This window comes from Thiomonas sp., from assembly GCF_034007205.1.
Lineage (GTDB): Bacteria > Pseudomonadota > Gammaproteobacteria > Burkholderiales > Burkholderiaceae_C > Thiomonas.
In genome coordinates this window covers 1-21,356 of sequence record NZ_JAVERI010000006.1, presented here as the reverse complement: position 1 = coordinate 21,356, position 21,356 = coordinate 1, and the positions used below count along the sequence as shown (strand labels likewise).

Here is a 21,356-nt window from a genome sequence, read left to right as displayed (position 1 = left end):
AGGGCGGTGGGAGCTACAGACCTCGGCCTGAAGGCCGAGGTTTCGGTGACCGTTTTGGCAGGGGATGCAAACCCCTTCCAAAACACATTTGACCGACAGGCCTGAAGGCCTGTCGCTAATTTCTTGCTGGGGAAGTCCAGCTTTGCGGCAGCGCGTCGGCCGAGGATGTCGGCTGCCGGTCGATTCGCCTGGCGAGTCCCTCTCGCTGCTTGACCACTTCGGCGGCGCGCTGCCAGTCGATGCGCTCCGTCAGGCCGTGTTCTGCGGCCAGGGCCATGAGAACCTCCCAGGCGTCGATTCTCTTGTCGTAAATGTCTGGATTGACCTCGAGTTCGATGCGGTGATCCGCAAGCTCGGCGAGCAGCACCGGCAGGTAGACGATCTCGCCGCGCAGACCGACGCTCACTCGGGCAAACAGCTGTTGCATATCGTCAGGATGAAGCCGGATGCAGCCATGCGTCTGGAAATGATAAACGCTGGGGGGAGCGTTGGTACTGTGGATCCCGTAGCCCGCCATGCTCAGTCCGATCCAAAATTTGCCGAGAGGATTCTCCGGACCCGGCGGCACGCGTGTCAGCACGACCTTGCCCGCCCGACGCATCTCTTCCTGGATGGACACCGGAACATGCCAGGTCGGGTTCTCGCGCAGTTCGACAATCTGGAAGGAGCCGACCGGGGTCGGCCAACTCGGCCTGCCCAGCCCGACCGGGTAGGCCGCAGCGAGCGCACCACCTTCGAACAGGTAAAGCATGCGCTGCGGCAGATTGATCAGCAGGCCGTTGTCCAGGGTTCCGGGGACGATGTGGCGATTGTCGATCTGCAGGCATTGCCCGGGATGGATGGGTTTGCGCTCGTCCAGACCATTCAGACGCGCGATGGTGCTGGCCGGCGCGCCATAGCGCGCACTGATTGCCGTGAGGCTGTCGCCCGCGCGGACGCAGTAAATGGAGTGTCCGCCCACGACGGCATGATCCAATGCCTGCGCCTGCGCCTGCGCCGACAGACACGCTGGCGCAGCGAACAGCAGCCACGGAGTCAGGATCAGTGCGGCATGTCGCGTCACATCAAACAGCCGGTTTTCGGCGCGCTGTGGCATCGCTACGAATTTTTCGGGACATACCGATTCTTGAGTTCCCTGCCTGCCGCGTCGACGCGGCTCCAGCGATCGGTGTCGAACCAGATTTCCAGGACTCCGGCAGTGGGGATGTTGTCGCCATGACCCACCAGATCGAGGGCCAGTTCGTTGAGCCCGGGATTGTGCGAGACAACAAACAACACGGCGACGTCGTCCGGGGTGCTGGCGATGATGCGTTTCATGTCTTCTGATCTGGCCGCATAAAGCCCATCTACAAAAACGAGCTTGTCTTCGCATCCCAGTTCTTCACAGATGAACTTCGCGGTGGATCTTGCCCTTTTGGCAGGGCTGGAATCGACCCGATCGGGCAGGACTCCCGCCTTTTTCAGCCTTTGACCGATGGTTTTTGCATCTTTTCTGCCCCGCTCGGACAGCGGCCGGTCGAAGTCGGCGAGCGCCGGATCGTCCCAGGACGATTTGGCATGGCGGATGAGAAACAGCTTTTTCACGGTGACTTCTGCCCGCGGTTCAATGTGGCCACCGTTTCAGCGCCTCATTCGGACGGCGCTTGTTCTTCCAGTCCGGCTTGCGCAGGCTGCTGCGGCGCCGATTCATGTTTTTTGACATCGCCGCGCATCATCCGCGCAAGGTCTTCCACCTGCCGATCCATGGCGTCGAAGGCGTCGCGGACGGCGACATAGACGTCTTCGTGTGCCTGGTGCTTGTCTGGCGCGCGGTTCGCCACCAGTTCGTGACCAGGCGCCGTGACGTCGATGCGCACATGGAAGAGATTACCCTGATGTTGATGGCGGTGCTCTGCCTCGACCAACACGCGGCAGCTCGTCAGATTGGGGAACAGCCGGTCCAGGCGCCCGACACGCTCCAGGATCTTCGCCTCGACGGCCTCGCTGCGCTGAATGTTGTGGAAGGTGATGTTCGGTTCGATCTGCATGCGCGTTTCTCCTGTGTTGCGGGATAGGGTCAATGGAAATTCAGCGGCAATGCGCTCCCTGGAATTTTCATTCCGAGCACAAAAAGCCTGCGTTGCCAGTGTAGGCTGTTCTTTAAGTTGCGGATTTGCTGATGATTTTTTGGTGCCGACTATCCGAATCGAACGGATGACCTACCGCTTACAAGGCGGTTGCTCTACCGGCTGAGCTAAGTCGGCGTAGGCGCTGTTGGGCGCTGGGTTTCGCGAGGACTTGTAACCTGTAACCTGAAAGTTGCCGGATTACTTCACGCGAGTCAGGTGTGCTCCGCCAGGGCGGGGTGAACTGGGGGGTGGATCTGACGAGGGGTCTTCTGATTCCGAGATATTGGATTTTACCGGTTGCAGGCGGGTGGGCCTGCTGGCTGCTGGCGGCGCGCCCTGGTCGTCGGCTGCCTGCGCATCGCCGGCTTCACCGCTGTCGGCTGATTCGCCATCGGTCTCCACTGGAAACGCCATGCCTTGGCTGTTTTCCCGTGCATAGATGGCCGTAACCTGGCCGATGGGCACCAGAATGTCTCTGGCCACCCCGCCAAAGCGTGCCTTGAAGCGAATTTCATCGTTGCCGATGTTCAGCGCGCTGGTGGCGTCGAAGCTGATGTTCAGCACGATTTCGCCGTTCTTGACGAATTCCATGGGTACGCGCGCACCGGGTCCGACGCGCACGGCCAGGTAGGGCGTCAGGCCGTTGTCCGTGCACCATTCGTACAGGGCGCGGATCAGGTAGGGTTTGGTCGAGCCGATGTCTTGCGAATCGCTGTTCATCACTTGCGCATGATTTTCTCGGACGGCGTGAGCGCTTCGATGTAGGCGGGGCGCTGGAAAATGCGCTCGGCATACTTGGCCAACGGAAGGGCCGACTTGGGCAGATCGATGCCGTAATGGTCCAGGCGCCACAGCAGCGGGGCGATGGCCACATCGAGCATGGAGAATTCTTCGCCCAGCATGTACTTGTTTTTCAGGAACACGGGCGCGAGCTGGGTGAGGCGGTCACGAATGGCGCTGCGGGCTTTCTCCAGGGCCTTTTCGTTGGACTTGGTCGCGCGCGACTCCAGCGTCGAGACGTGCACGAACAATTCCTTCTCGAAATTGAACAGGAACAGGCGCACGCGGGCGCGGGCGACCGGATCGCCGGGCATGAGTTGCGGGTGCGGGAAGCGTTCGTCGATGTATTCGTTGATGATGTTGGATTCGTACAGGATGAGATCTCGCTCGACCAGGATGGGCACCTGTCCGTAGGGATTCATGACGCTGACGTCTTCGGGTTTGTTGAACAGGTCGACGTCACGGATTTCGAAATCCATGCCTTTTTCGAACAGCACGAAGCGGCAACGCTGCGAAAACGGGCACGTCGTGCCGGAATAGAGCACCATCATGAATGCAGACTCCTGAAAGACGAAACGGGGCGGCTCTAGTGCAGTGTTTCACGCTATCTGGAACATAAAACCGCGCCTTGCCCTGACGACAAATCCATCGGTTTTATTTGTTCCATCAAGCATGAAACACTGCACTAGCCACCCCAGCGATACGGTTTGGCGGTGCGCCCGGGGTGCGGGCGACGGCCAGAGTTAGGTGACATCCTTCCAGTATTCGGATTTCAGCTTCCAGGTGATGAAGCTGAACAATCCCAGGAAAATGAGCACGATGACGCCCAGGCGCTTGCGGAGCAGTTGGTCGGGTTCGGCCATCCACTGCATATAGGCGACGAGGTCGGCAACCGATGAATCATACTCGGTTGTCGATTCCGCCCCCTTCGTGAGCTGGGTGTAGCCGACGAAGGTCTTGAGCTTGACCGCAGGATCGGCGGGGTCGGGCGCAATGCGGAAGTTGGCGGCGCGCTCGCCCTGCAACCTCCACAGCGGGTTGGGCATGCCCACGCCGGGGAACACCAGATTGTTCCAGCCGGTGGGCCTTGTGTCGTCGCGGTAGAAAGTGCGCAGATAGGTGTAGAGATAGTCTGCACCGCTGCCGCGGTGCGAGGCCAGCGCCTTGGTGATGATGGACAGATCGGGCGGCTCGGTGCCGAACCATTTTTCCGCCTGGGCGGGGGTCATGGACACGCGCAGGGTGTCGCCGATTTTGGCATCGCCGAACATCAGGTTGTGTTCGATCTGATCCTTCGTCAGGTCGATGCCGCGCAGGCTGTCATACCGCATGTATTTGGCGGAGTGACAGCCGATGCAGTAGTTGACGAACAGACGGGCGCCTTTTTGCAGCGCCAGCACGTTGTTGACGCGATAGGGCGCGTGGTCGAGTGGAATTTCCTGCTGTTCCGAGGCGGCGCTGGCGATGCCCTGGAGCGTCAGACCGAGCAGCAAACCCAGACCAAGGCGGCGCATGAGTGAGGACAGGGGCGCGGGCATCAGTGGGCCTTGTAAGTCAGGCGTTGCGGGACGGGCTTGAATTTTCCCAGCCGGCTCCACCACGGCATGAGGAAAAAGAAGCCGAAATAGAGCAGGGTGCAGGTCAGCGCCACGGAGTAGGCCACGGGTGAGGGCGGCTGGATGCCGAAGTAGCCCAGCACAATGAAGTTGACGGCGAACAGGGCGTAGATCGCGCGGTGCCAGGTGGGGCGGTAGCGGATCGACTTGACCGGCGATCTGTCGAGCCAGGGCAGGAAAAGGAAGATGATGACGGCGCCGCCCATGCTGACCACGCCCCAGAACTTGGCATCCACCGAGCCCAGCGCCCAGAACAGCAGGCCGCCGCCCACGGCAAACAGCAGGGCGCGACCGGGTTTGCCGCGGTTGCGCCACAGCGCAAACAGCGTGGCCACCACCACCACGCCCATCCAGATGTGCACGGTGTTGCTGGTCGTCGCGCGCAGGATGGAATAGAACGGCGTGAAGTACCAGACCGGGGCGATGTGCGGCGGGGTTTTCAGCGGATTGGCGGGGATGAAGTTGTTGTGTTCCAGGAAATAGCCGCCGAACTGCGGGGCAAAGAACACCACGGCGCAGAAAATCATCAGAAAGACCGACAGCCCGAAGAGGTCGTGCACGGTGTAGTAGGGGTGGAACGCCACGCCGTCGCGCGGAATGCCGCGGCCGTCCTTGTTGTCCTTGATCTCCACGCCGTCGGGGTTGTTCGAGCCGACCTGGTGCAGGGCGATGATGTGCGATCCCACCAGACCGATGAGCAGCAGCGGAATGGCGATGACGTGAAACGCGAAAAAGCGGTTCAGCGTGACGTCACTCACCACATAGTCGCCGCGTATCCACACCGCCAGATCGGGGCCGATATAGGGAATGGCGGAGAACAGGTTGACGATGACCTGCGCACCCCAGAACGACATCTGCCCCCACGGCAGCAGGTAGCCGAAGAAGGCCTCGGCCATCAGGCACAGAAAGATCAGGCAGCCGAAAATCCAGATCAGTTCGCGCGGGGTGCGGTAGGAGCCGTAGATCAGCCCGCGGAACATGTGCAGATACACCACGATGAAAAACGCCGATGCGCCGGTGGAGTGGATGTAGCGGATCAGCCAGCCCCAGTTGACGTCGCGCATGATGTACTCGACCGAGCCGAAGGCCAGCGCGGCGTCGGGCTTGTAGTTCATCGTCAGGAAAATGCCGCTGATGATCTGAATGGCCAGCACGACGATGGACAGCGAGCCGAAGTAGTACCAGAAGTTCAGATTCTTCGGCGCGTAATACTCGGTCAGGTGCGCGCTCCACAGCGAGGAGAAGGGAAAGCGCTTGTCCACCCAGCCGCGCAGCCCGCCGTGTTCGGGGGCGACGCGCGCGCCGTGCAGCGATTGATCGGCCATCGAGGGGTCTCCTGTGGGTTTTGTGGGGTGGGCGGCGGGAAGAAGACCGGGGTCAGGCCTGCTCGTGTTCGCCGATGCGCACCTTGGTATCGGTCACATACAGATAGGGCGGCACGACCAGGTTGTCGGGTGCGGGCATGTTCTTGAACACGCGGCCGGCCAGATCGAACATCGAGCCGTGGCAAGGGCAGAGAAAGCCGCCGTCCCAGTCGGAAGGCAGCGAGGGTTGCGGCCCTGGCGTGAAGCGGTCGACAGGCGAGCAGCCCAGGTGGGTGCAGATGCCCACGACCACCAGATACTCCTTCTTGATCGAGCGCCACTGCGTTTGCGCCCAGACCGGGGTGGGAAAGGCGGTGCGCTTGGAGTCGGGATCGGCCACCAGGCTCTGGGTTTCGTTGAGCGACTCCAGCATGGCCGGGGTGCGGTGCAGGATCCACACCGGCTGGCCGCGCCACAGCACGGTGATTTTTTCAGCCGGGTGCAGCGAGCCGATGTCCACGTCCACCGGCCCGCCCTCGGCGCGCGCCTTGGCCGAAGGCGCCAGCGAATCGACAAAAGGTACAGCCGCACCCCCTGCTGCCACGCAACCGGCGCAGCCCGTTGCAATCAACCATGTGCGACGCTTTGAATCCATGTCCGTACTCCGCGAAAGATGGCGCATTGTTCCTTGCGCGGTACCGCTTGGACATTAGGAGAACCCTCTATAAGCACTCACTGATTTGGGCTTTTGTCGTTGACAAAAGTCAATCATGCGGGTGTTGCGGTGCAACAAAGTGAAACCCGTTCGACCGGCCATGCCACGTTGCTTGGCGGCTGGGGTTCGGCCGGGGTCGTGTCGGGTCGTCCACCTATAGTCCGGCGATGGACAGAGGGCGGCGCAGGGTCATGCGCTTGGCGTAATGCCCTTCCATGCGTTCGAGCACGCCGGAGAGAAAGCGCACGGCTTCGAGGATGTGCGGCCCCTTGTTGAGCATGGCGCATTCGGCGCGGATGCTCAAAGCGGCGTCGCTGACTTCGGGGCGCGAGGGCTGACCGCTGCGCGCCATGGTGTCGAGGATCTGCGTGGCCCAGATCACCGGCAGGTGGGCGGCTTCGCACATCCACAGAATTTCTTCCTGTGCTTCGGACAGGCGCTCGAACCCCAGCTCCACCGCGAGATCGCCGCGCGCCACCATCACGCCCAGGCGCGGGTGCGCCAGCGCTTCGAGGAGGATGGCGGGCAGGTGGTCGAAGGCCTGGCGGTTTTCGATCTTCAGCACCACGCCGGCATCGTCGCGCTGCAGTGCGCAAAGCGCGGTGCGCAAGTCGCGCACGTCTTGCGGGCTGCGCAGAAAGGACATGGCGACCAGATCGAAATCACGGGCCATCGCGGCGAGGTCTTCGCGGTCTTTTTCCGTGAGTGCGGGAAGGTCGAAACGGGTGTCGGGAAAATTGATACCCTTTTCCGCCTTGAGCTTGCTGCCTTCGGGGGCGGCATGGGTGATGCGCAGTTGCAGCGTGTCGCCCGTGTTGGCTTCGATGAGGGCGCCGATGCGTCCATCGTCCAGCCAGACGCTTTGACCGGCCCGCGCCGAGGTGAAGGCGGCTTCGAGGGTGCAGTGCAGCTGCGGCGGCGTGGCGAAAGTACCGTCTTCGTCGCGCAGGCCGGGGTGGCCGGGGCGGTCTTCGCGCAGCAGCACCAGCGGGTCGCCGACGAACAGGCGCAGCTCGCCCGGAACCTCGGGAACGCCTTGCAATGTGCCGGCGCCCAGCTCGGCGCCGTCATCGTGCAGGGTGAAGGGCATGCCTTCAGCCAGATAAGCCGAGCGCTCGAAGGCGAATACCAACAGAGCGCCTTCTTGGGAAAGCAGACGACCTTGCCTGATGCGCCCGCGCAGATCGGTGACCTGCAGACGCGTGGATGGCGGCAATTGCGCGGGCAAGGTCGGGCGCAGCGCGCCAGCGCGCAGCAGGGCTTGCCCCAAGGCAGCGGGCGGCATCGGGTCGTCCGCACACCACAATGCCAGCAGTGCGGGGGCGGTGATTCGCCCGTGTAAATCGTGCTTGGGCCGCAGATGCAGGATGCGGCCCTGCGGCAGCAGATCTCCGGTGCGCGATTTGGGCCCCGCAAGATCGATCTGCACCAGGGGCGGGCGCGGCAGTGCACTCTCGGTGCCACGCACCCGTGCGGCCATGCGTTTCCAGACGGTCTCGTCGTCGTGCGCGCAGTTGATGCGGGCCACGTCCATGCCGGCTTCCACCAGCGCGCTCAGCGCTGCGGCGTCGTTTGCGGCTTCGGTGGCCAGCGTCACCATGATGCGCACATCGCGCTGCGGCCGCGGCGGGTTGAGCAGATCGACGGTGTTGTGCTGCAGCAAATGCAGCCCCTCGACAAAGGTGCAGCCCGGCGCCGGACGGTCGCTGCGGGTCTGCCCGAGCAGGTCTTCGAGACGGTCGAGCACGGCGTCGAGCGCAGCGAGCACATGCGTTTCGAGCACGCCCAGCGAAGACAGGCCGAGCTGCGCAAGTTGAATTTGCAGCGGTCGAAGATCGGCCTGGCGCACGGCGATGTAGTGCAGCAGATTGCGGGCGCTGGCCCGGCGCTGCGGCGGCAGGGCGTCGATGCGGTCCCGATGCGCTTGCTCATACGCCAGCGCGGCGCGGCGCAACTCGGACACGGCATCGAACAATTCGCGGGGGGAGGCTGGGGCTGCGGTAGTCATACGCGATTGTTACCACGCCAACGTGTCATCGTTGTGGCAGGTACGAATCGTGCTGGTGACATCGGCGTGTCATGGACGCGATCCAAAGTCATGGCCTCATGAGAAAACGCCGGGCCGCCCCAAGTTTTCTCATCCCCCTCGGGGGGACTGACGCGAAAGCGGCAGGTCTGGGGGCGCTCTCAACAGGGGGAATTCGAGATGAACGATACGGTGCACAACGGCATGGACGTGTCCATGCGCGACTACAAGATGGGCATGGGCATGATGAACCGCGAGGCCGCGGGCACGATGAAGGCATTCGGCGCCTTCATGGGCGAGGCGCTGGGTGATGGCGTGCTCGACGCCAAGACCAAGGAGCTCATCGCGCTGGGCATGGCCATCACCGCGCGCTGTGTGTATTGCATCGGCATCCATGTCGAGAAGTGTCTGCGCGCGGGTGTGAGCCACGCCGAGATCGTCGAGGTCTGCAAGGTGGCCATCGTCATGGGCGGCGGCCCGGCGATGACCTATATCGCCGAGGTGAAGAAGGCGCTCGATCTGTTCGAACAGGTTCGCGCCTGAGCGCCTTGGCACGCTCGGGGCGAGATCAGAATTCTTCGTCTTCACGCAGATAGCGCCATTGCCCCAGCGGCAATGCGCCTAGGCGCACGCCGCCGATGCGCACGCGCTTGAGGCCGGTCACGCGCAGTCCGACGAGTTCGCACATGCGGCGGATCTGGCGCTTCTTGCCCTCGCGCAGCACGAAGCGCAACTGTTGCGGGTTGATCCATTCCACCTGCGCCGGCCGCAGCGGCTGGCCGTCGAGGGCCAGACCGTGGCGCAACAGGGCGAGGCGGCTTGCGGGAAAGGCGGCCTGCACGTCTTCTTCTCCGCCGTTGCGGGCGGGCGCATCGGTCAGGCTGACGCGCACGAGGTATTCCTTCTCCACTGCGCCGCCTTCACCGATGAGCTGCCGGGCGATGCGGCCATCCTGCGTGAGCACCAGCAGGCCGGTGGAGTCGATGTCGAGCCGACCCGCCACGGCCAGATGTCGCAAATGCGCCGGTGCAAAAGATTGTGGCGCTTCGCATTCGGCCCAGCGGTTTTCGGCCTTGATGAGCGCGACCGCCGGGGTGTAGCCGTGCTCGGCCTGTGCGCTGACATAGCCCACCGGCTTGTGCAGCAGGATGGTGACCTGCGCCGCCTGCCGGTGTTGCGCGGCCTTGCGGATGACGATGCGCGAGGCGGCCAGATTCCCGGCGACCTTGGCGCCGAGCGTCGCGGGCGCGCCGTCGAGCAGCACCCAGCCGCGTTCGATCCAGTCGTCCGCTTCGCGCCGCGAGGCCAGGCCGAGTTCGGACATGCGCTTGGACAGGCGCACCCCGGCGGCGGCATCGCCCAGCGGAGCGGGCGCGGCCGCCGTCTTGATCGGTGCGCCGCGTCGCGTCATGGTTTCGGATGCGCGCGGCCTTCCGGGCCAGACGAATGGGGGGCGCGGTTTGGTTGTCATGGGTCAATGGATTGAGCCGGCTGGACGCGCCGCATCATCGTGAACAAGCCGCTCGCGAGGGCGCGCAGCGGCAGTTGCGTCACCAGCAGGCCGCCGAACACCAGCGCGCAACCGAACAGCGCGCGCGCATCCAGCGACTGATGCAGCACCAGCCAGGCCGCAAGCGCGGCGAACACGCCTTCCATGCTGAAAATCACCGCGGCGTGCGCGGGTACGGCGTGGCGCTGCGCCACCACCTGCAGGGTGTAGGCCACGCCGACCGACAGCGCGCCGCCGTAGAAAATGGTCCAGGCCCCGCGCCAGAGCGCGTCCAGGCTGATGGTCTCCACCAGCACCCCGGCGACCAGACAGAGCAGGCCGCACACAACGAACTGCACGACGGCGAGTTGCAGCGGATCGTGGCGTGGCGCCACCCGGCCCAGCAGCAGCAACTGCACGGTGATGAACAGCGCGCCACCCAGTTCCAGCCAGTCGCCATGCCGCACGCTATAGCCTTGGCGCACGCTCAAGAAATACATGCCGCTTGCGGCCAGCAGCGCGCCCAACCACACGCCCACGCCGACGCGCCGCCCCCACAGCAGGCCGAGCAGCGGCACGAGCACGACGTAGAGCGAGCTGATGAACCCGGCGTTGGCCACCGTGGTCGACTCCAGCCCGATCTGCTGCATCGAAATGGAGATGGCCACCACCACGCCGAGCAGACCGCCGTCGCGCAGCAGGCTGCGTGGATTCGAATCGGGATGCGCGCTGGGGGCGGGACGGCGGCGCAAGGCCATGAACGCCAGCACCACGGCAGCTCCGAGCAGGAAACGCAGGCCGGTGTAGTAGAACGGCCCCACCGTGCCGATGCTCGCGGTCTGGGCGACGAAAGCCGTGCCCCAGATGAGCGAGGCCAGCAGCATGAGAGCGCCCCCAAGCCGCTGCTTTGCAGCGGCTGCCCCCCGAGGGGGATGAGAAAACTTGGGACGGCCCGGCGTTTTCTCATGAGCGCCCCCAAGCCGCTGCTTTGCAGCGGCTGCCCCCCGAGGGGGTTGAGAAAACTTGGGGCGGCCCGGCGTTTTCTCATGAGCACTGGCGCGAAGGGAGGCGGAAGAGGGGGTCATGGCGCAAAAACAAAACCGCCGCGCGAAAAACCAAAAAATGCGCAGCGGGGGATGGCGATGATAAGTCGTTACATGCTGCGCCGGTATTGCCCGCCGACCTCGAACAGCGCCGTGGTGATCTGCCCCAGGCTGCACACCCGCACCGCGTCCATCAGCACCTCGAACACATTGGCGTTGTCGATCACCGCCTGCTGCAGCCGGTGCAGCATCGCGGGCGCTTCGTTGGCGTGGCGCTGGTGAAAATCGGCCAGTCGGCGCAGTTGCGATTCCTTCTCTTCCTCGGTCGAGCGCGCCAGTTCGAGATGCGCCGGGGTGGCGTCGCCATGCGGGTTGCGGAAGGTGTTGACGCCGATGATGGGCAGCTCGCCGGTGTGCTTGAGCATTTCGTAGTGCAGGCTTTCCTCCTGGATCTTGCTGCGCTGGTAGCCGGTTTCCATCGCCCCCAACACCCCGCCGCGCTCGGCGATGGCCTCGAATTCCTTGAGCACGGCTTCCTCGACCAGATCGGTCAGCTCTTCGATGACGAAAGCGCCCTGATTCGGGTTCTCGCACTTCGCCAGTCCCCACTCGCGGTTGATGATGAGCTGAATGGCCATCGCCCGGCGCACGCTCTCCTCGGTCGGCGTGGTGATGGCTTCGTCAAAGGCGTTGGTGTGCAGGCTGTTGCAGTTGTCGTAGATGGCGATCAGCGCCTGCAGCGTGGTGCGGATGTCGTTGAACGCGATTTCCTGCGCATGCAGGCTGCGGCCGCTGGTCTGGACGTGGTATTTGAGTTTCTGGCTGCGCTCGTTCGCGCCGTATTTGTCGCGCATCGCCACCGCCCAGATGCGCCGCGCCACGCGGCCGAGCACGCTGTATTCCGGGTCCATGCCGTTGCTGAAAAAGAAGCTCAGGTTGGGCGCGAAATCGTCGATATGCATGCCGCGTGCCAGATACGCCTCGACGAAGGTGAAGCCGTTGGACAGGGTGAAGGCAAGCTGCGAAATCGGGTTCGCCCCGGCCTCGGCGATGTGATAGCCGCTGATGCTGACCGAGTAGAAGTTGCGCACCTTGTGGTGAACGAAATATTCCTGGATGTCGCCCATGACCTTGAGCGAGAACTCGGTGGAGAAAATGCAGGTGTTCTGTCCCTGGTCTTCTTTCAGAATGTCGGCCTGCACCGTGCCGCGCACGTTTTCCAGCACCCAGGCGCGGATTTTTTGCGTCTCGTCGTCGGTCGGTTCGCGGCCGTTGTCGGCGCGGAACCGGTCGATCTGCTGGTCGATCGCGGCGTTGAGGAACATCGCCAGAATCGTGGGCGCCGGGCCGTTGATGGTCATGCTCACGCTGGTGGCGGGGTCGCACAGGTCGAAGCCGTCGTACAGCGCCTTCAAATCGTCCAGCGTGGCGATGCTCACGCCCGAGTTGCCGACCTTGCCGTAGATGTCGGGGCGCAGGTCGGGGTCGGCGCCGTACAGCGTGACCGAATCGAAGGCGGTCGACAGCCGCTTGGCCGGCATGCCTTCGGACAGCAGCTTGAAGCGCCGGTTGGTGCGAAACGCATCGCCTTCGCCCGCGAACATGCGGGTGGGATCTTCGTTCTCGCGCTTGAAGGCGAAAGTGCCCGCGGTGTAGGGAAAGCTGCCCGGCACGTTGTCGCGCATCAGCCAGCGCAACACCTCGCCGTGATCCTGATACGTGGGCAGCACCACCTTGCGGATGCGCGTGCCCGACAGCGTGGTGTGCGTGAGCGCAGTGCGGATTTCCTTGTCGCGGATTCTCACCACGTATTCGTCGCCGGCGTAGGCGCGCTGCATGTCGGGCCACATCGCCAGCAGCTTGCGCGCCGCGGGCAGCATCGCGGCTTCGCGCTGCTCGGCCAGATCGGTCACGGCCTGCACCGCGGCGACCTTGGCCGGGTTGGCCGCGTGCAGCATGCGGGCGCTTGCGCGCAACTGCTGCGCTTCGCGCGCCAGCGTCGATTGCGCTTGCACCTGGCGGTGATAGTCGCGCACGGTGTCGGCGATTTCCGCCAGATACCGGCTGCGCGCGGCGGGCACGATGGGGGTCTGATGCGTGCTGTGGCGGGTGGCCACAATAGGCAGCCGCCCTTCGGCGAATTTCAGCCCATGCTCGGTCAGCCGGGCTTTGATCGCTTGATACAGCGCCGTCACGCCGTCATCGTTGAAGCGCGCGGCCATGGTGCCGAACACGGGAAGGTCTTCCGGCCGGGTGGTCCAGGCTTCGCGGTTGCGCTGCAGCTGCTTGGCCACGTCGCGCAGCGCGTCCATCGCCCCCTTGCGGTCGAACTTGTTGATGGCGACAAAGTCGGCGAAGTCGAGCATGTCGATCTTTTCCAACTGGCTGGCCGCGCCGAACTCCGGCGTCATGACGTACAGCGTCGCATCGGCGTGCGGCACGATGGCCGCGTCGCCCTGGCCGATGCCCGAGGTCTCGACCATGATGAGATCGAAGCCCGCCGCCTTGCACGCGGCGATCACGTCCGGCAGCGCCTGGCTGATTTCGCTGCCCGCTTCCCGGGTGGCCAGACTACGCATGAAGATGTGAGCCCCCACGCTTGCCGCTGGCGCGGCGGGGGATCGTTCTTCCCGTCTGCCGCCCCAAGGCCCGATGGCGTTCATGCGGATGCGGTCGCCCAGCAGCGCGCCGCCGCTCTTGCGCCGCGACGGGTCGATGCTGATGACGGCGATGCGCAGCGCATCGTTCTGATCGAGCCGGGTGCGACGAATCAACTCGTCCACCAGGCTGCTCTTGCCCGCGCCGCCCGTGCCGGTGATGCCCAGCACCACGCCCTGCGCGCTTTCAGCCTGTTGGTGCAGACGGTGCATCAGCGCCGCGTCGGCTGCGCCATTTTCGATCTGCGAGATCAGCCGTGCGAGCGTGGAGGGGGAGGTGTGCAGCGTGGAGAGCGCCTGCTGCGCGTCCAGCGCGGGCAGGGGGCGGTCAGCGCGTTGCAGCATGTCGCCGATCATGCCTTGCAGCCCCAGCCGCTGACCATCTTCCGGGCTGTAGATGCGGGCCACGCCGTACTGCTGCAGCGCCTCGATCTCTTCGGGCACGATCACCCCGCCGCCGCCGCCGAACACCTGAACATGCCCCGCGCCCTGCTCGCGCAGCCGGTCGATCATGTAGCGGAAAAATTCCATATGCCCGCCCTGATAGCTGGAAATGGCGATGCCGTGCGCGTCTTCCTGAATCGCCGCGGTGACGATCTCGTCCACCGAACGGTTGTGGCCCAGATGAATGACCTCGGCGCCCATGCTGATGAGAATGCGCCGCATGATGTTGATCGCCGCATCGTGGCCGTCGAACAGCGAGGCCGCTGTGACAAAACGCAGCCGCTGCTGCGAGCGGTAGGCGGCCAGAACCTTGGCCTCGGATAGATCGGTCATCGCTGTCTCCTTCTCAGCCGCGTACGTGGCGCGGCAGCTTGATGAATTGACGTTTACGTCAATTCGAAATGTAGCCGATCTACGGCTGCGTTGCGGTCATATCTGTTTACGGTGCAGATCGGCAATTCCGTCAAAACCCTAAGCCTGTTTTGACGTTTCACGTCTACGCTTGCACTGGCTCCAGCTCAACCGAGACATTTGTGTCCTGGGTGCGGGGGAGATTGATCAGGAGACAGTGATGCGCAGACTCTTTTTTCTCGCGCCGGATGTGCCCAGCGCGCACGCTTTGGTCGACGGCCTGCTGCTGGCCCGCATTCCCGACAAGCACATCCATGTGCTCGCCCGCGAGGGCACGCCGCTGGGCGATCTGCCCGAGGCGGGCGTGGCGCAGCGCTCCGATCTGATTCCCGCCATCGAACGGGGCGCCGCCGCCGGTGGCGCCACGGGGCTCATTGCCGGGCTGGTGGCCGTGGCGCTGCCGGGCATGGCGATCATTCCTGCGGGCGGCATTGTCATTGCCTTGGCGGCAGCGGGCGCGCTGGTCGGCAGTTGGGCCAGCAGCATGGTCGGGGTGAGCGTGGACAGCACCCGGCTGGCACGCTTCAAGGAAGCGATCGCCTCGGGCGAGGTGCTGGTCATGGCCGATGTGGCGCCCGAGCAGGTGCAGCCCGTCATGGATCGCATGAAGGACTGCTGCCCGAATGTGGCCTCGGAAGGGATGGATCAGGACATTCCGGTTTTTCCCTGATCCGTCAACGGTTCAGTCGCCCAGCAGGTCTTTTGCCACGCGGGTGATCTGCGCCACGCCGGGGTGGGTGATGCGTCGCTCGACCGAGATGGCGTAGAACTCCTGGTGCATGTCGGCGCAATGGCCGAGCAGCACCACGCCGAGCTCGCGCGCGATGTCGTCCTGCAGCACGCTGGGTGCGGCAAACGCGCCTCGTCCCTCGCGGCCGAAGGCGGTCATCAGCGCGCCGTCCTCGAATTCGCCGGCGATGTGGGCGGCGATCTTGTGCTGTCCCAGCCATTGATCGATCTGCCCGCGCACGGCCGATGAGGTCGCGGGCAGCAGCAGCGGCAGTTCCGCCAGGCATTGCGGAAACGGCTGCGTGGCGCGCTCCAGCAGCGACGCCTTGGCGTAGAAACTCAGCGTGGTGCGGCCAAGCCGGTGGTTGAAGGCGCGCACATTCACGTGCGCGGGCAGCGGCGCATCGGCAATCACCAGATCGAGCCGGTGCACCGCCAGATCGGCCAGCAGATCGTCCATTTCGCCTTCTTCGCACACCAGCCGGGGCGACTCGCCGCCTTGCAGCGCGGGTTCGATCAGGCGGTAGGCGATCGCCTTGGGCACGGCGTCGGTGATGCCGATGCGCAGCGGCGCGGTGGGGCGCGCGGGCTGGTCGTGCTGCAGTGCGGCCTCCAGTTCGGCGCCCAGGGTGAAGATTTCTTCGGCGTAGCGCAGCGCCAGTTGGCCCGCTTCGGTGAGTTCCAGATGGCGGCCACTCTTGCGCAGCAGCCGCTTGCCGAAGTGTTCTTCCAGCAGCTTGATCTGCCCGCTGAGGGTTTGCGGGGTGAGGTGCAACTGTTTGCCTGCGCGCACGATGCCGCCCGTCTTGGCGGTGACCCAAAAGTAGTGCAGGTGCTTGAAATTCATTGCAGCGATCTCCATTCGATTCGAAAAAATCGAAATGAAAAAGTCAAAAATACGAATTTACGCGAAACGACATCGCCCCTATAGTTTGCGTCATCTTTCCTCTACTCTTCTTTAGGGAGTTTCGTATGAACGAGAGCAATGCCTGGGGCAAGAGCGCCGTGGTGTATTCCACCGGCACTGCTGCCGCTCCTCGATCCGCTTCCATTCCCGCGCACCGCGTGCTGCGCAACACCTATGCCTTGCTGGCGCTGACGCTGACTTTCAGCGCGGCGATGGCCGCTGCAAGCGCCGCGCTCAAGCTGCCGCATCCCGGCATCATCCTCACGCTGGTAGGCTACTTCGGCCTGCTGTTCGCCACTTACAAGCTGAGCCACAGCGCCTGGGGTCTGGGCGCGGTGTTCGCGCTCACGGGCTTCATGGGCTATACGCTCGGCCCCATCGTCAATCATTACCTGGCGATGCAGGGCGGCGGCGAGATCGTGGCCATGGCCTTCGGCGGCACGGCGCTGATTTTCTTCGGCCTGTCGGCCTGGGTACTGAGCAGCAAGCGCGATTTCAGCTTCATGGGCGGCTTTCTGTTTGCCGGCATGATCGTGGCGCTGCTGGCCGGTCTGGCGGCGGTGTTCTTCCAGATGCCCGCGCTGTCGCTTACGGTGTCGGCGGCGGTGGTGCTGTTGATGTCCGGCATGATCCTGTTCGAGACCAGCCGCATCGTGCAGGGTGGCGAGACCAACTACATCCTGGCCACGGTGAGTCTGTTCGTGAGCATTTTCAATCTGTTCACCAGCCTGCTGCAGTTGCTCGGCTTCATGGGCAGCGACGAGTAAGGTGAGCGCGATGAAATGCCCGCACTGTGTGGAGACCCTCTTGGTGATGGCCGAGCGTCACGGCATCGAGATCGACTACTGCCCGAAATGCCGTGGCGTGTGGCTCGACCGCGGCGAGCTCGACAAAATCATCGATCGCGCCGCGGCGGCGGAACAGGCCACTAGCCCGCGGGCTACCCCGCCCCAGCCCGCGGTCTCCCAGCCGAGCTATCCGCAACCCTATCCCTCATCGGCCCGCCCGCCGGATTTCGAGGACAGCGATTTCCGCCAGCGTTCTTACGACCCGCGCTACGGCCAGCAGCCCTACAAAAAGCGCAAGTCGCTGCTGTCCGATCTGTTCGATTTCGATTGACACATCGCGCTCCTGCCGTGTCATTCCTTGGGGGCTGCGGCCCCCTTTTTTACGCCCTTTCTAACGCCCTTTCTAACGCATCTTTCGCTCGATCATGGACTTTCTGAACACTTCGTTTCTCGGTTATGCCGTGTGGCTCTGGCTGGTGTTCGGCGGCGTGGTCGTCACCCTGCTGGCGCTCGATCTCGGGGTGCTGCACCGCGAGGGCAGCGAGATCAGCGTGAGCGAAAGCCTGTGGCTGTCAGCCGGCTATATCGCCGTGGCGGTGGCCTTTGGCGGCTGGCTGTGGTGGCAGGTGGGCGCGCAGCAGGGTATGGACTATTTCACCGCCTATGCGGTGGAAAAAAGTCTGTCGCTCGACAACGTATTCGTGATTTCGCTGGTATTCACGGCCTTTGCCGTGCCGCGCGCCTTGCAGCACCGGGTGCTGTTCTGGGGCATTCTGGGGGTGATCGTGCTGCGCGCCCTGCTCATCGGCGCAGGCGCGACGCTGGTGCAGGAATTCCACTGGGTGCTCTACCTGTTCGCCGCCTTCCTGATCTACACCGGTATCAAGATGCTGTGGGCCGCCGACCATGCTCCCGATCCGATGCGCAACCCGGTGCTGCGCCTCATCCGCCGCGTGGTGCCGGTGACCGAACGGCTGCACGGCAAGGCCTTCTGGGTGAAGCAGCCTGACGCCAGCGGGCGGATGCGCCGCATCGTCACACCGCTGTTCATGGCCCTGGTCACGGTGGAGCTGGCCGATCTGGTGTTTGCGGTGGACAGCGTGCCCGCGGTGTTCGCCGTCACGTCCGACCCCTTCGTGGTCTATACGAGCAATATCTTTGCCATACTCGGCCTGCGCGCGCTGTATTTCGCGCTGGCCGCCATCCTGCACCGTTTCGCGTATTTGAAATATGCACTGGCGCTGGTGCTGGTGTTCATCGGCGGCAAGATCATTGCGGCCGAGCTGGTCGGCAAGATTCCTTCGGCGATCAGCCTGAGCGTGACCTTCGGCTTGCTGGGAGCGGGCGTGCTGTTCTCGCTGTGGAAGACGCGAGGCGAGGCGGCGCAGGCCCGGTGAAAGGCTCTACGCCATCGCGCCGTAAGACTCGCCGAAGAGTTGCTGTTCGGGCAGGCCGAGATCACGCGCCGCATCGCGGATGCCCGCGACCAGCCGGTCCGAGCCGCAGACATAGACGTCGGGTTTGCGCGCGGCCTGTGCCAGATCGGCGCGGAAGGCCTCGACGATATTGCGGGCGGGCCCGGGCCACTGTGGCCCAGGGCGGGAGACGCACAGATGCACTTCCAGAGCAGGCAGTTGCGCCTTGAGCGCCTCGATTTCATCGCGCAGAAACAGGCTGGCATCGTGCCGCACGCCGAAGTAAAGCCGCGCCGGGGTGTCGTCGCCCCAGTCGGCCATGCGGCGCAGCATCGAGAGTTCGGGCGCGAGGCCGCTGCCGCCCGCGATGAACCAGCGCGCGCGGCCGGTTTCCTGCAGATTGAACGCGCCGAACGGCCCGCGCACTTCCAGCGTCTGGCCCACCTTCGCCTGCTGACGCAGATGCTCGGAGAGTAAACCTTCCGGGCGCAGGGTGATGACGAACTGCAGCGCGCCGTCCCAGTTGGGAATGCTGGCGATGGAGAAGGGGCGCCACTGATCGGTTCCGGGCACGCGCAGTTCCATATATTGGCCGGGCTCGAACTCGGCGCCTGCGCCTAGGGTGTCATGCGGCTGCAGTTGCAGCCAGAGGCCGAGGGTGTCTTGCGCCAGCGGCTCCAGACGGTCGATGACGGCCGGGCGCACGATGATCTGCTGCAGCCGCACTTTGTCGGAAGGGTAGGGCGCGCTCAGGCGCACGTCGGACTCGGCGTAGCTGCGGCACAGCAGCACCTGGCCCTGCGCGCGCTGGGCCTCACCCAGCACGCTGGCGGAGACTTCGGTCAGTTGCACCAGCCCGGATTCGACCTGGGCGACGCACGACCCGCAAGACCCGCTGCGGCAGTTGGCGGGCAGCAGGATGTCCTGCCGTAAAGCGGCTTCGAGCAGGCTTTCCTGGGGGTTGCAGTGAAACGCGAAGGTCTTGCCGTCGCGGGTTTCGAGGGAGATGGCGTAATCGTTCATCGTAGAACTGACTTCGGTTTGGAACCCCGCCCTTCAGGGCGGTGGGAGCCGCAGACCTCGGCCTGAAGGCCGAGGTTTCGGTGACCGTTTTGGCAGGAGATGCAAACCCCTTCCAAAACACATTTGACCGACAGGCCTGAAGGCCTATCGCTAATTTCTTGCTGGCAGAAATTCCTGAGGGCGCCCCGGCGCGCGCAGGGGCGGCGGGGCCAGATCAGGCGGCTTGCAGGGCCGCGGCCACGTCGGCGCGGGCGTCGCCGATCGGGCGCACGTCATAGCGCTCCTGCAGCACGGCGATCAGATTGGGCGTGAGATAGCCGGGCAGCGTGGGGCCGAGGTGGATGCCCTTGAGATCGAGCGCCAGCATGGACAGGAAAATGGCCGTGGCCTTCTGCTCCATCCACGAGATCATGTAGGACAGCGGCAGATCGTTCAGCCCGCAGTCGAACGCCTTGGCCAGCGCCCCGGCGATCTGGATGGCCGAGTGCGCGTCGTTGCACTGGCCCACGTCGAGCAGGCGCGGAATGCCGCCGATGTCGCCGTACTCTTCGCGGTTCACGCGGTATTTGCCGCAGCCCAGGGTGAGGATGACGCTGTCGCTCGGTGCTTCCTTGGCCACGTCGGTGAAATATTGGCGTTTGGGCGAGGCGCCATCACAGCCGCCGACGAGGAAGAAATGGCGGATGGCGCCGCTCTTGACCGCACCTGCCACCTGATCGGCCACGCCCATCAGGGTGTGGCGGCCGAAACCCACGGTGATGAACTTCTCGGGCGCGTCTTCGCCGAATCCGGGCGTGGCCTTGGCCGCCTGAATCACAGCGGAAAAGTCGCCGCCTTCGATGTGCCGCACGCCGGGCCAGCCCACCGGGCCGGTGGTGAACACGCGGTTCTTGTAGCTGCGGTCGGGCTCGATGATGCAGTTGGAGGTGACGATGACCGGGCCGGGAAAGTTGGCGAACTCGGCTTGCTGATCCTGCCAGGCGCCGCCGTAGTTGCCCACCAGATGCGGGTAGGCCTTGAGCTTGGGGTAGGCATGCGCGGGCAGCATTTCGCCGTGGGTATAGACGTTGATGCCCAGGCCCTGCGTTTGCTCCAGCAGCAATTGCAGGTCGTGCAGGTCGTGGCCGCTGACCAGAATGGCCTTGCCTTTGACCGGCGTGGTGCGTACCTGCGTGATCTGCTGCGCACCGAACGTGCCGGTGTTCGCCGCGTCGAGCATTTCCATGACTTCCAGATTCAGCCGTCCGACTTCCAGCGCGTGTTCCAGCAGGTCGCCGATGTCGGCCGGGTTGCTGGCGAGATAGTCGAGCAGGTCTTCCGCCTTGGCGTCCACGCTGTCGCGCTGCTGGCCCAGCATGCGGGCGTGGTAGGCGTAGGCGGCCACCCCTTTCATGCCGTAGAGAATGAGCACGCGCAGACCGTTGGCGTCTTCGCCGACCTCGCCTTCGCCCACTTTCACGCCGCCCAGCGCAGCCTGCTCCAGCACGGCGTCGAGCGAGGCGGCGGGCACGAAGCTGGCCGGGCCTTCGAGGGTTTCGGGCGCCTGGCCCTTGCTGCGTGCTGCGGCGACATAGGCGTCACGCACGCGGTCGCGCGTGGCGGCGGCTTCCTGGATGAGTTTGCCGAAGCGCGCGGTGTTGAAGTTGACGTTGGTCAGAGTGGTGAACAGGCCGTAGAGCATGAAGCGATCCACCGCAGGATCGGTCCAGCCCAGCGCGCGGGCGCGTTTGGCGTACTGGGCGATGCCCTTGATCTGGTAGATCAGCAGATCCTGCGTAAGCGTGCAGCCATCCCCTCTTGACACCCGAAGTGAAGGTCAGGTGCTGACGGCAGGGGTGTTGGTTTTCGCCCAGTTGTGCGGCAGCAATTCGTCCAGACGGCTGTTGGGCCAGGTGGGCAGC

The 21,356-nt window shown here is 64.3% G+C and carries 20 protein-coding genes and 1 tRNA gene; 5 read left to right on the top strand and 16 right to left on the bottom strand.

Features of this window, described 5'->3' with window-relative positions:
• Window positions 1-115 precede the first annotated feature (115 nt).
• The 10 genes from RBR52_RS06330 to RBR52_RS06285 form a co-directional block, all read right to left on the bottom strand.
• Window positions 116-1,096: a L,D-transpeptidase family protein gene (locus tag RBR52_RS06330; protein ID WP_320376353.1), complete on the bottom strand. Its 981-nt coding sequence runs from the start codon at window positions 1,094-1,096 to the stop codon at window positions 116-118.
• A 2-nt stretch (window positions 1,097-1,098) separates the two neighbouring features.
• Window positions 1,099-1,584, bottom strand: a complete 486-nt coding sequence (locus RBR52_RS06325) for a histidine phosphatase family protein (RefSeq protein ID WP_320376352.1) — start codon at window positions 1,582-1,584, stop codon at window positions 1,099-1,101.
• A gap of 44 nt (window positions 1,585-1,628) precedes the next feature.
• Window positions 1,629-2,027 (bottom strand): HPF/RaiA family ribosome-associated protein, encoded by a 399-nt coding sequence (locus RBR52_RS06320; RefSeq protein ID WP_320376351.1) that lies wholly within the window; start codon window positions 2,025-2,027, stop codon window positions 1,629-1,631.
• Window positions 2,028-2,167: 140 nt separating this feature from the next.
• Window positions 2,168-2,243, bottom strand: a tRNA-Thr gene (locus RBR52_RS06315).
• A 63-nt stretch (window positions 2,244-2,306) separates the two neighbouring features.
• Entirely contained in the window at window positions 2,307-2,828 is a 522-nt protein-coding gene (locus RBR52_RS06310) for a ClpXP protease specificity-enhancing factor (protein ID WP_320376350.1), read from the bottom strand.
• A complete protein-coding gene (locus RBR52_RS06305; RefSeq protein ID WP_320376349.1) occupies window positions 2,828-3,439 on the bottom strand; it encodes a glutathione S-transferase N-terminal domain-containing protein in 612 nt (203 codons plus the stop codon). The genes RBR52_RS06310 and RBR52_RS06305 overlap by 1 nt, the downstream gene beginning before the upstream one ends.
• A 192-nt stretch (window positions 3,440-3,631) precedes the next feature.
• Entirely contained in the window at window positions 3,632-4,426 is a 795-nt protein-coding gene (locus tag RBR52_RS06300) for a cytochrome c1 (protein ID WP_320376348.1), read from the bottom strand.
• Window positions 4,426-5,829, bottom strand: coding sequence for a cytochrome b N-terminal domain-containing protein (locus RBR52_RS06295; RefSeq protein ID WP_320376347.1), 1,404 nt, complete (start codon window positions 5,827-5,829; stop codon window positions 4,426-4,428). The genes RBR52_RS06300 and RBR52_RS06295 overlap by 1 nt, the downstream gene beginning before the upstream one ends.
• 52 nt (window positions 5,830-5,881) lie before the next feature.
• Window positions 5,882-6,463, bottom strand: coding sequence for a ubiquinol-cytochrome c reductase iron-sulfur subunit (petA, locus tag RBR52_RS06290; RefSeq protein ID WP_320376346.1), 582 nt, complete (start codon window positions 6,461-6,463; stop codon window positions 5,882-5,884).
• Window positions 6,464-6,677: 214 nt separating this feature from the next.
• Window positions 6,678-8,531, bottom strand: coding sequence for a pyruvate kinase (locus tag RBR52_RS06285; RefSeq protein ID WP_320376345.1), 1,854 nt, complete (start codon window positions 8,529-8,531; stop codon window positions 6,678-6,680).
• 198 nt (window positions 8,532-8,729) lie between these two features.
• On the opposite strand from RBR52_RS06285, the gene RBR52_RS06280 reads away from it, so the two are divergent.
• Entirely contained in the window at window positions 8,730-9,092 is a 363-nt protein-coding gene (locus tag RBR52_RS06280) for a carboxymuconolactone decarboxylase family protein (RefSeq protein WP_320376344.1), read from the top strand.
• Between the two features lie 25 nt (window positions 9,093-9,117).
• Here RBR52_RS06280 and RBR52_RS06275 read toward each other — a convergent pair whose 3' ends face one another.
• From RBR52_RS06275 to icmF, 3 genes are all read right to left on the bottom strand, one after another.
• A complete protein-coding gene (locus tag RBR52_RS06275) occupies window positions 9,118-9,960 on the bottom strand; it encodes a pseudouridine synthase (RefSeq protein ID WP_320376343.1) in 843 nt (280 codons plus the stop codon).
• Between the two features lie 56 nt (window positions 9,961-10,016).
• Entirely contained in the window at window positions 10,017-10,922 is a 906-nt protein-coding gene (locus RBR52_RS06270) for a DMT family transporter (RefSeq protein ID WP_320376342.1), read from the bottom strand.
• Between the two features lie 269 nt (window positions 10,923-11,191).
• Complete coding sequence (gene icmF, locus RBR52_RS06265; RefSeq protein ID WP_320376341.1) at window positions 11,192-14,515, bottom strand: fused isobutyryl-CoA mutase/GTPase IcmF; 3,324 nt, start codon at window positions 14,513-14,515, stop codon at window positions 11,192-11,194.
• Between the two features lie 238 nt (window positions 14,516-14,753).
• On the opposite strand from icmF, the gene RBR52_RS06260 reads away from it, so the two are divergent.
• Window positions 14,754-15,263 (top strand): DUF1269 domain-containing protein, encoded by a 510-nt coding sequence (locus RBR52_RS06260; RefSeq protein WP_320376340.1) that lies wholly within the window; start codon window positions 14,754-14,756, stop codon window positions 15,261-15,263.
• A gap of 12 nt (window positions 15,264-15,275) precedes the next feature.
• On the opposite strand, the gene nhaR is transcribed toward RBR52_RS06260, so the two are convergent.
• Window positions 15,276-16,169: a transcriptional activator NhaR gene (nhaR, locus tag RBR52_RS06255; RefSeq protein WP_320376339.1), complete on the bottom strand. Its 894-nt coding sequence runs from the start codon at window positions 16,167-16,169 to the stop codon at window positions 15,276-15,278.
• A 125-nt stretch (window positions 16,170-16,294) separates the two neighbouring features.
• Between nhaR and RBR52_RS06250 the strand changes: the two genes are divergently transcribed.
• The 3 genes from RBR52_RS06250 to RBR52_RS06240 all read left to right on the top strand — a co-directional run bounded on the left by RBR52_RS06250 (window position 16,295) and on the right by RBR52_RS06240 (window position 18,414).
• A complete protein-coding gene (locus RBR52_RS06250) occupies window positions 16,295-16,996 on the top strand; it encodes a Bax inhibitor-1/YccA family protein (protein ID WP_320376338.1) in 702 nt (233 codons plus the stop codon).
• 10 nt (window positions 16,997-17,006) lie between these two features.
• Window positions 17,007-17,348, top strand: coding sequence for a zf-TFIIB domain-containing protein (locus tag RBR52_RS06245; protein WP_320376337.1), 342 nt, complete (start codon window positions 17,007-17,009; stop codon window positions 17,346-17,348).
• 94 nt (window positions 17,349-17,442) lie between these two features.
• On the top strand, window positions 17,443-18,414 hold the full coding sequence (locus tag RBR52_RS06240) for a TerC family protein (protein ID WP_320376336.1): 972 nt from the start codon (window positions 17,443-17,445) through the stop codon (window positions 18,412-18,414).
• Between the two features lie 6 nt (window positions 18,415-18,420).
• Here the strand turns inward: RBR52_RS06240 and RBR52_RS06235 are convergent, their stop codons facing one another.
• Window positions 18,421-19,455: a 2Fe-2S iron-sulfur cluster binding domain-containing protein gene (locus RBR52_RS06235; RefSeq protein ID WP_320376335.1), complete on the bottom strand. Its 1,035-nt coding sequence runs from the start codon at window positions 19,453-19,455 to the stop codon at window positions 18,421-18,423.
• A gap of 214 nt (window positions 19,456-19,669) precedes the next feature.
• Window positions 19,670-21,259, bottom strand: coding sequence for a hydroxylamine reductase (hcp, locus tag RBR52_RS06230; protein ID WP_320376334.1), 1,590 nt, complete (start codon window positions 21,257-21,259; stop codon window positions 19,670-19,672).
• Between the last annotated feature and the right edge of the window lie 97 nt (window positions 21,260-21,356).

Coding starts and splice junctions, on each gene's coding strand:
- RBR52_RS06330 (WP_320376353.1), bottom strand. CDS start 1,096: ATGCCACAGCGCGCCGAAAACCGGCTGTTTGATGTGACGCGACATGCC.
- RBR52_RS06320 (WP_320376351.1), bottom strand. CDS start 2,027: ATGCAGATCGAACCGAACATCACCTTCCACAACATTCAGCGCAGCGAG.
- RBR52_RS06310 (WP_320376350.1), bottom strand. CDS start 2,828: ATGAACAGCGATTCGCAAGACATCGGCTCGACCAAACCCTACCTGATC.
- RBR52_RS06305 (WP_320376349.1), bottom strand. CDS start 3,439: ATGATGGTGCTCTATTCCGGCACGACGTGCCCGTTTTCGCAGCGTTGC.
- RBR52_RS06300 (WP_320376348.1), bottom strand. CDS start 4,426: ATGCCCGCGCCCCTGTCCTCACTCATGCGCCGCCTTGGTCTGGGTTTG.
- RBR52_RS06295 (WP_320376347.1), bottom strand. CDS start 5,829: ATGGCCGATCAATCGCTGCACGGCGCGCGCGTCGCCCCCGAACACGGC.
- petA (WP_320376346.1), bottom strand. CDS start 6,463: ATGGATTCAAAGCGTCGCACATGGTTGATTGCAACGGGCTGCGCCGGT.
- RBR52_RS06285 (WP_320376345.1), bottom strand. CDS start 8,531: ATGACTACCGCAGCCCCAGCCTCCCCCCGCGAATTGTTCGATGCCGTG.
- RBR52_RS06280 (WP_320376344.1), top strand. CDS start 8,730: ATGAACGATACGGTGCACAACGGCATGGACGTGTCCATGCGCGACTAC.
- RBR52_RS06275 (WP_320376343.1), bottom strand. CDS start 9,960: ATGACGCGACGCGGCGCACCGATCAAGACGGCGGCCGCGCCCGCTCCG.
- RBR52_RS06270 (WP_320376342.1), bottom strand. CDS start 10,922: ATGCTGCTGGCCTCGCTCATCTGGGGCACGGCTTTCGTCGCCCAGACC.
- icmF (WP_320376341.1), bottom strand. CDS start 14,515: ATGACCGATCTATCCGAGGCCAAGGTTCTGGCCGCCTACCGCTCGCAG.
- RBR52_RS06260 (WP_320376340.1), top strand. CDS start 14,754: ATGCGCAGACTCTTTTTTCTCGCGCCGGATGTGCCCAGCGCGCACGCT.
- nhaR (WP_320376339.1), bottom strand. CDS start 16,169: ATGAATTTCAAGCACCTGCACTACTTTTGGGTCACCGCCAAGACGGGC.
- RBR52_RS06250 (WP_320376338.1), top strand. CDS start 16,295: ATGAACGAGAGCAATGCCTGGGGCAAGAGCGCCGTGGTGTATTCCACC.
- RBR52_RS06245 (WP_320376337.1), top strand. CDS start 17,007: ATGAAATGCCCGCACTGTGTGGAGACCCTCTTGGTGATGGCCGAGCGT.
- RBR52_RS06240 (WP_320376336.1), top strand. CDS start 17,443: ATGGACTTTCTGAACACTTCGTTTCTCGGTTATGCCGTGTGGCTCTGG.
- RBR52_RS06235 (WP_320376335.1), bottom strand. CDS start 19,455: ATGAACGATTACGCCATCTCCCTCGAAACCCGCGACGGCAAGACCTTC.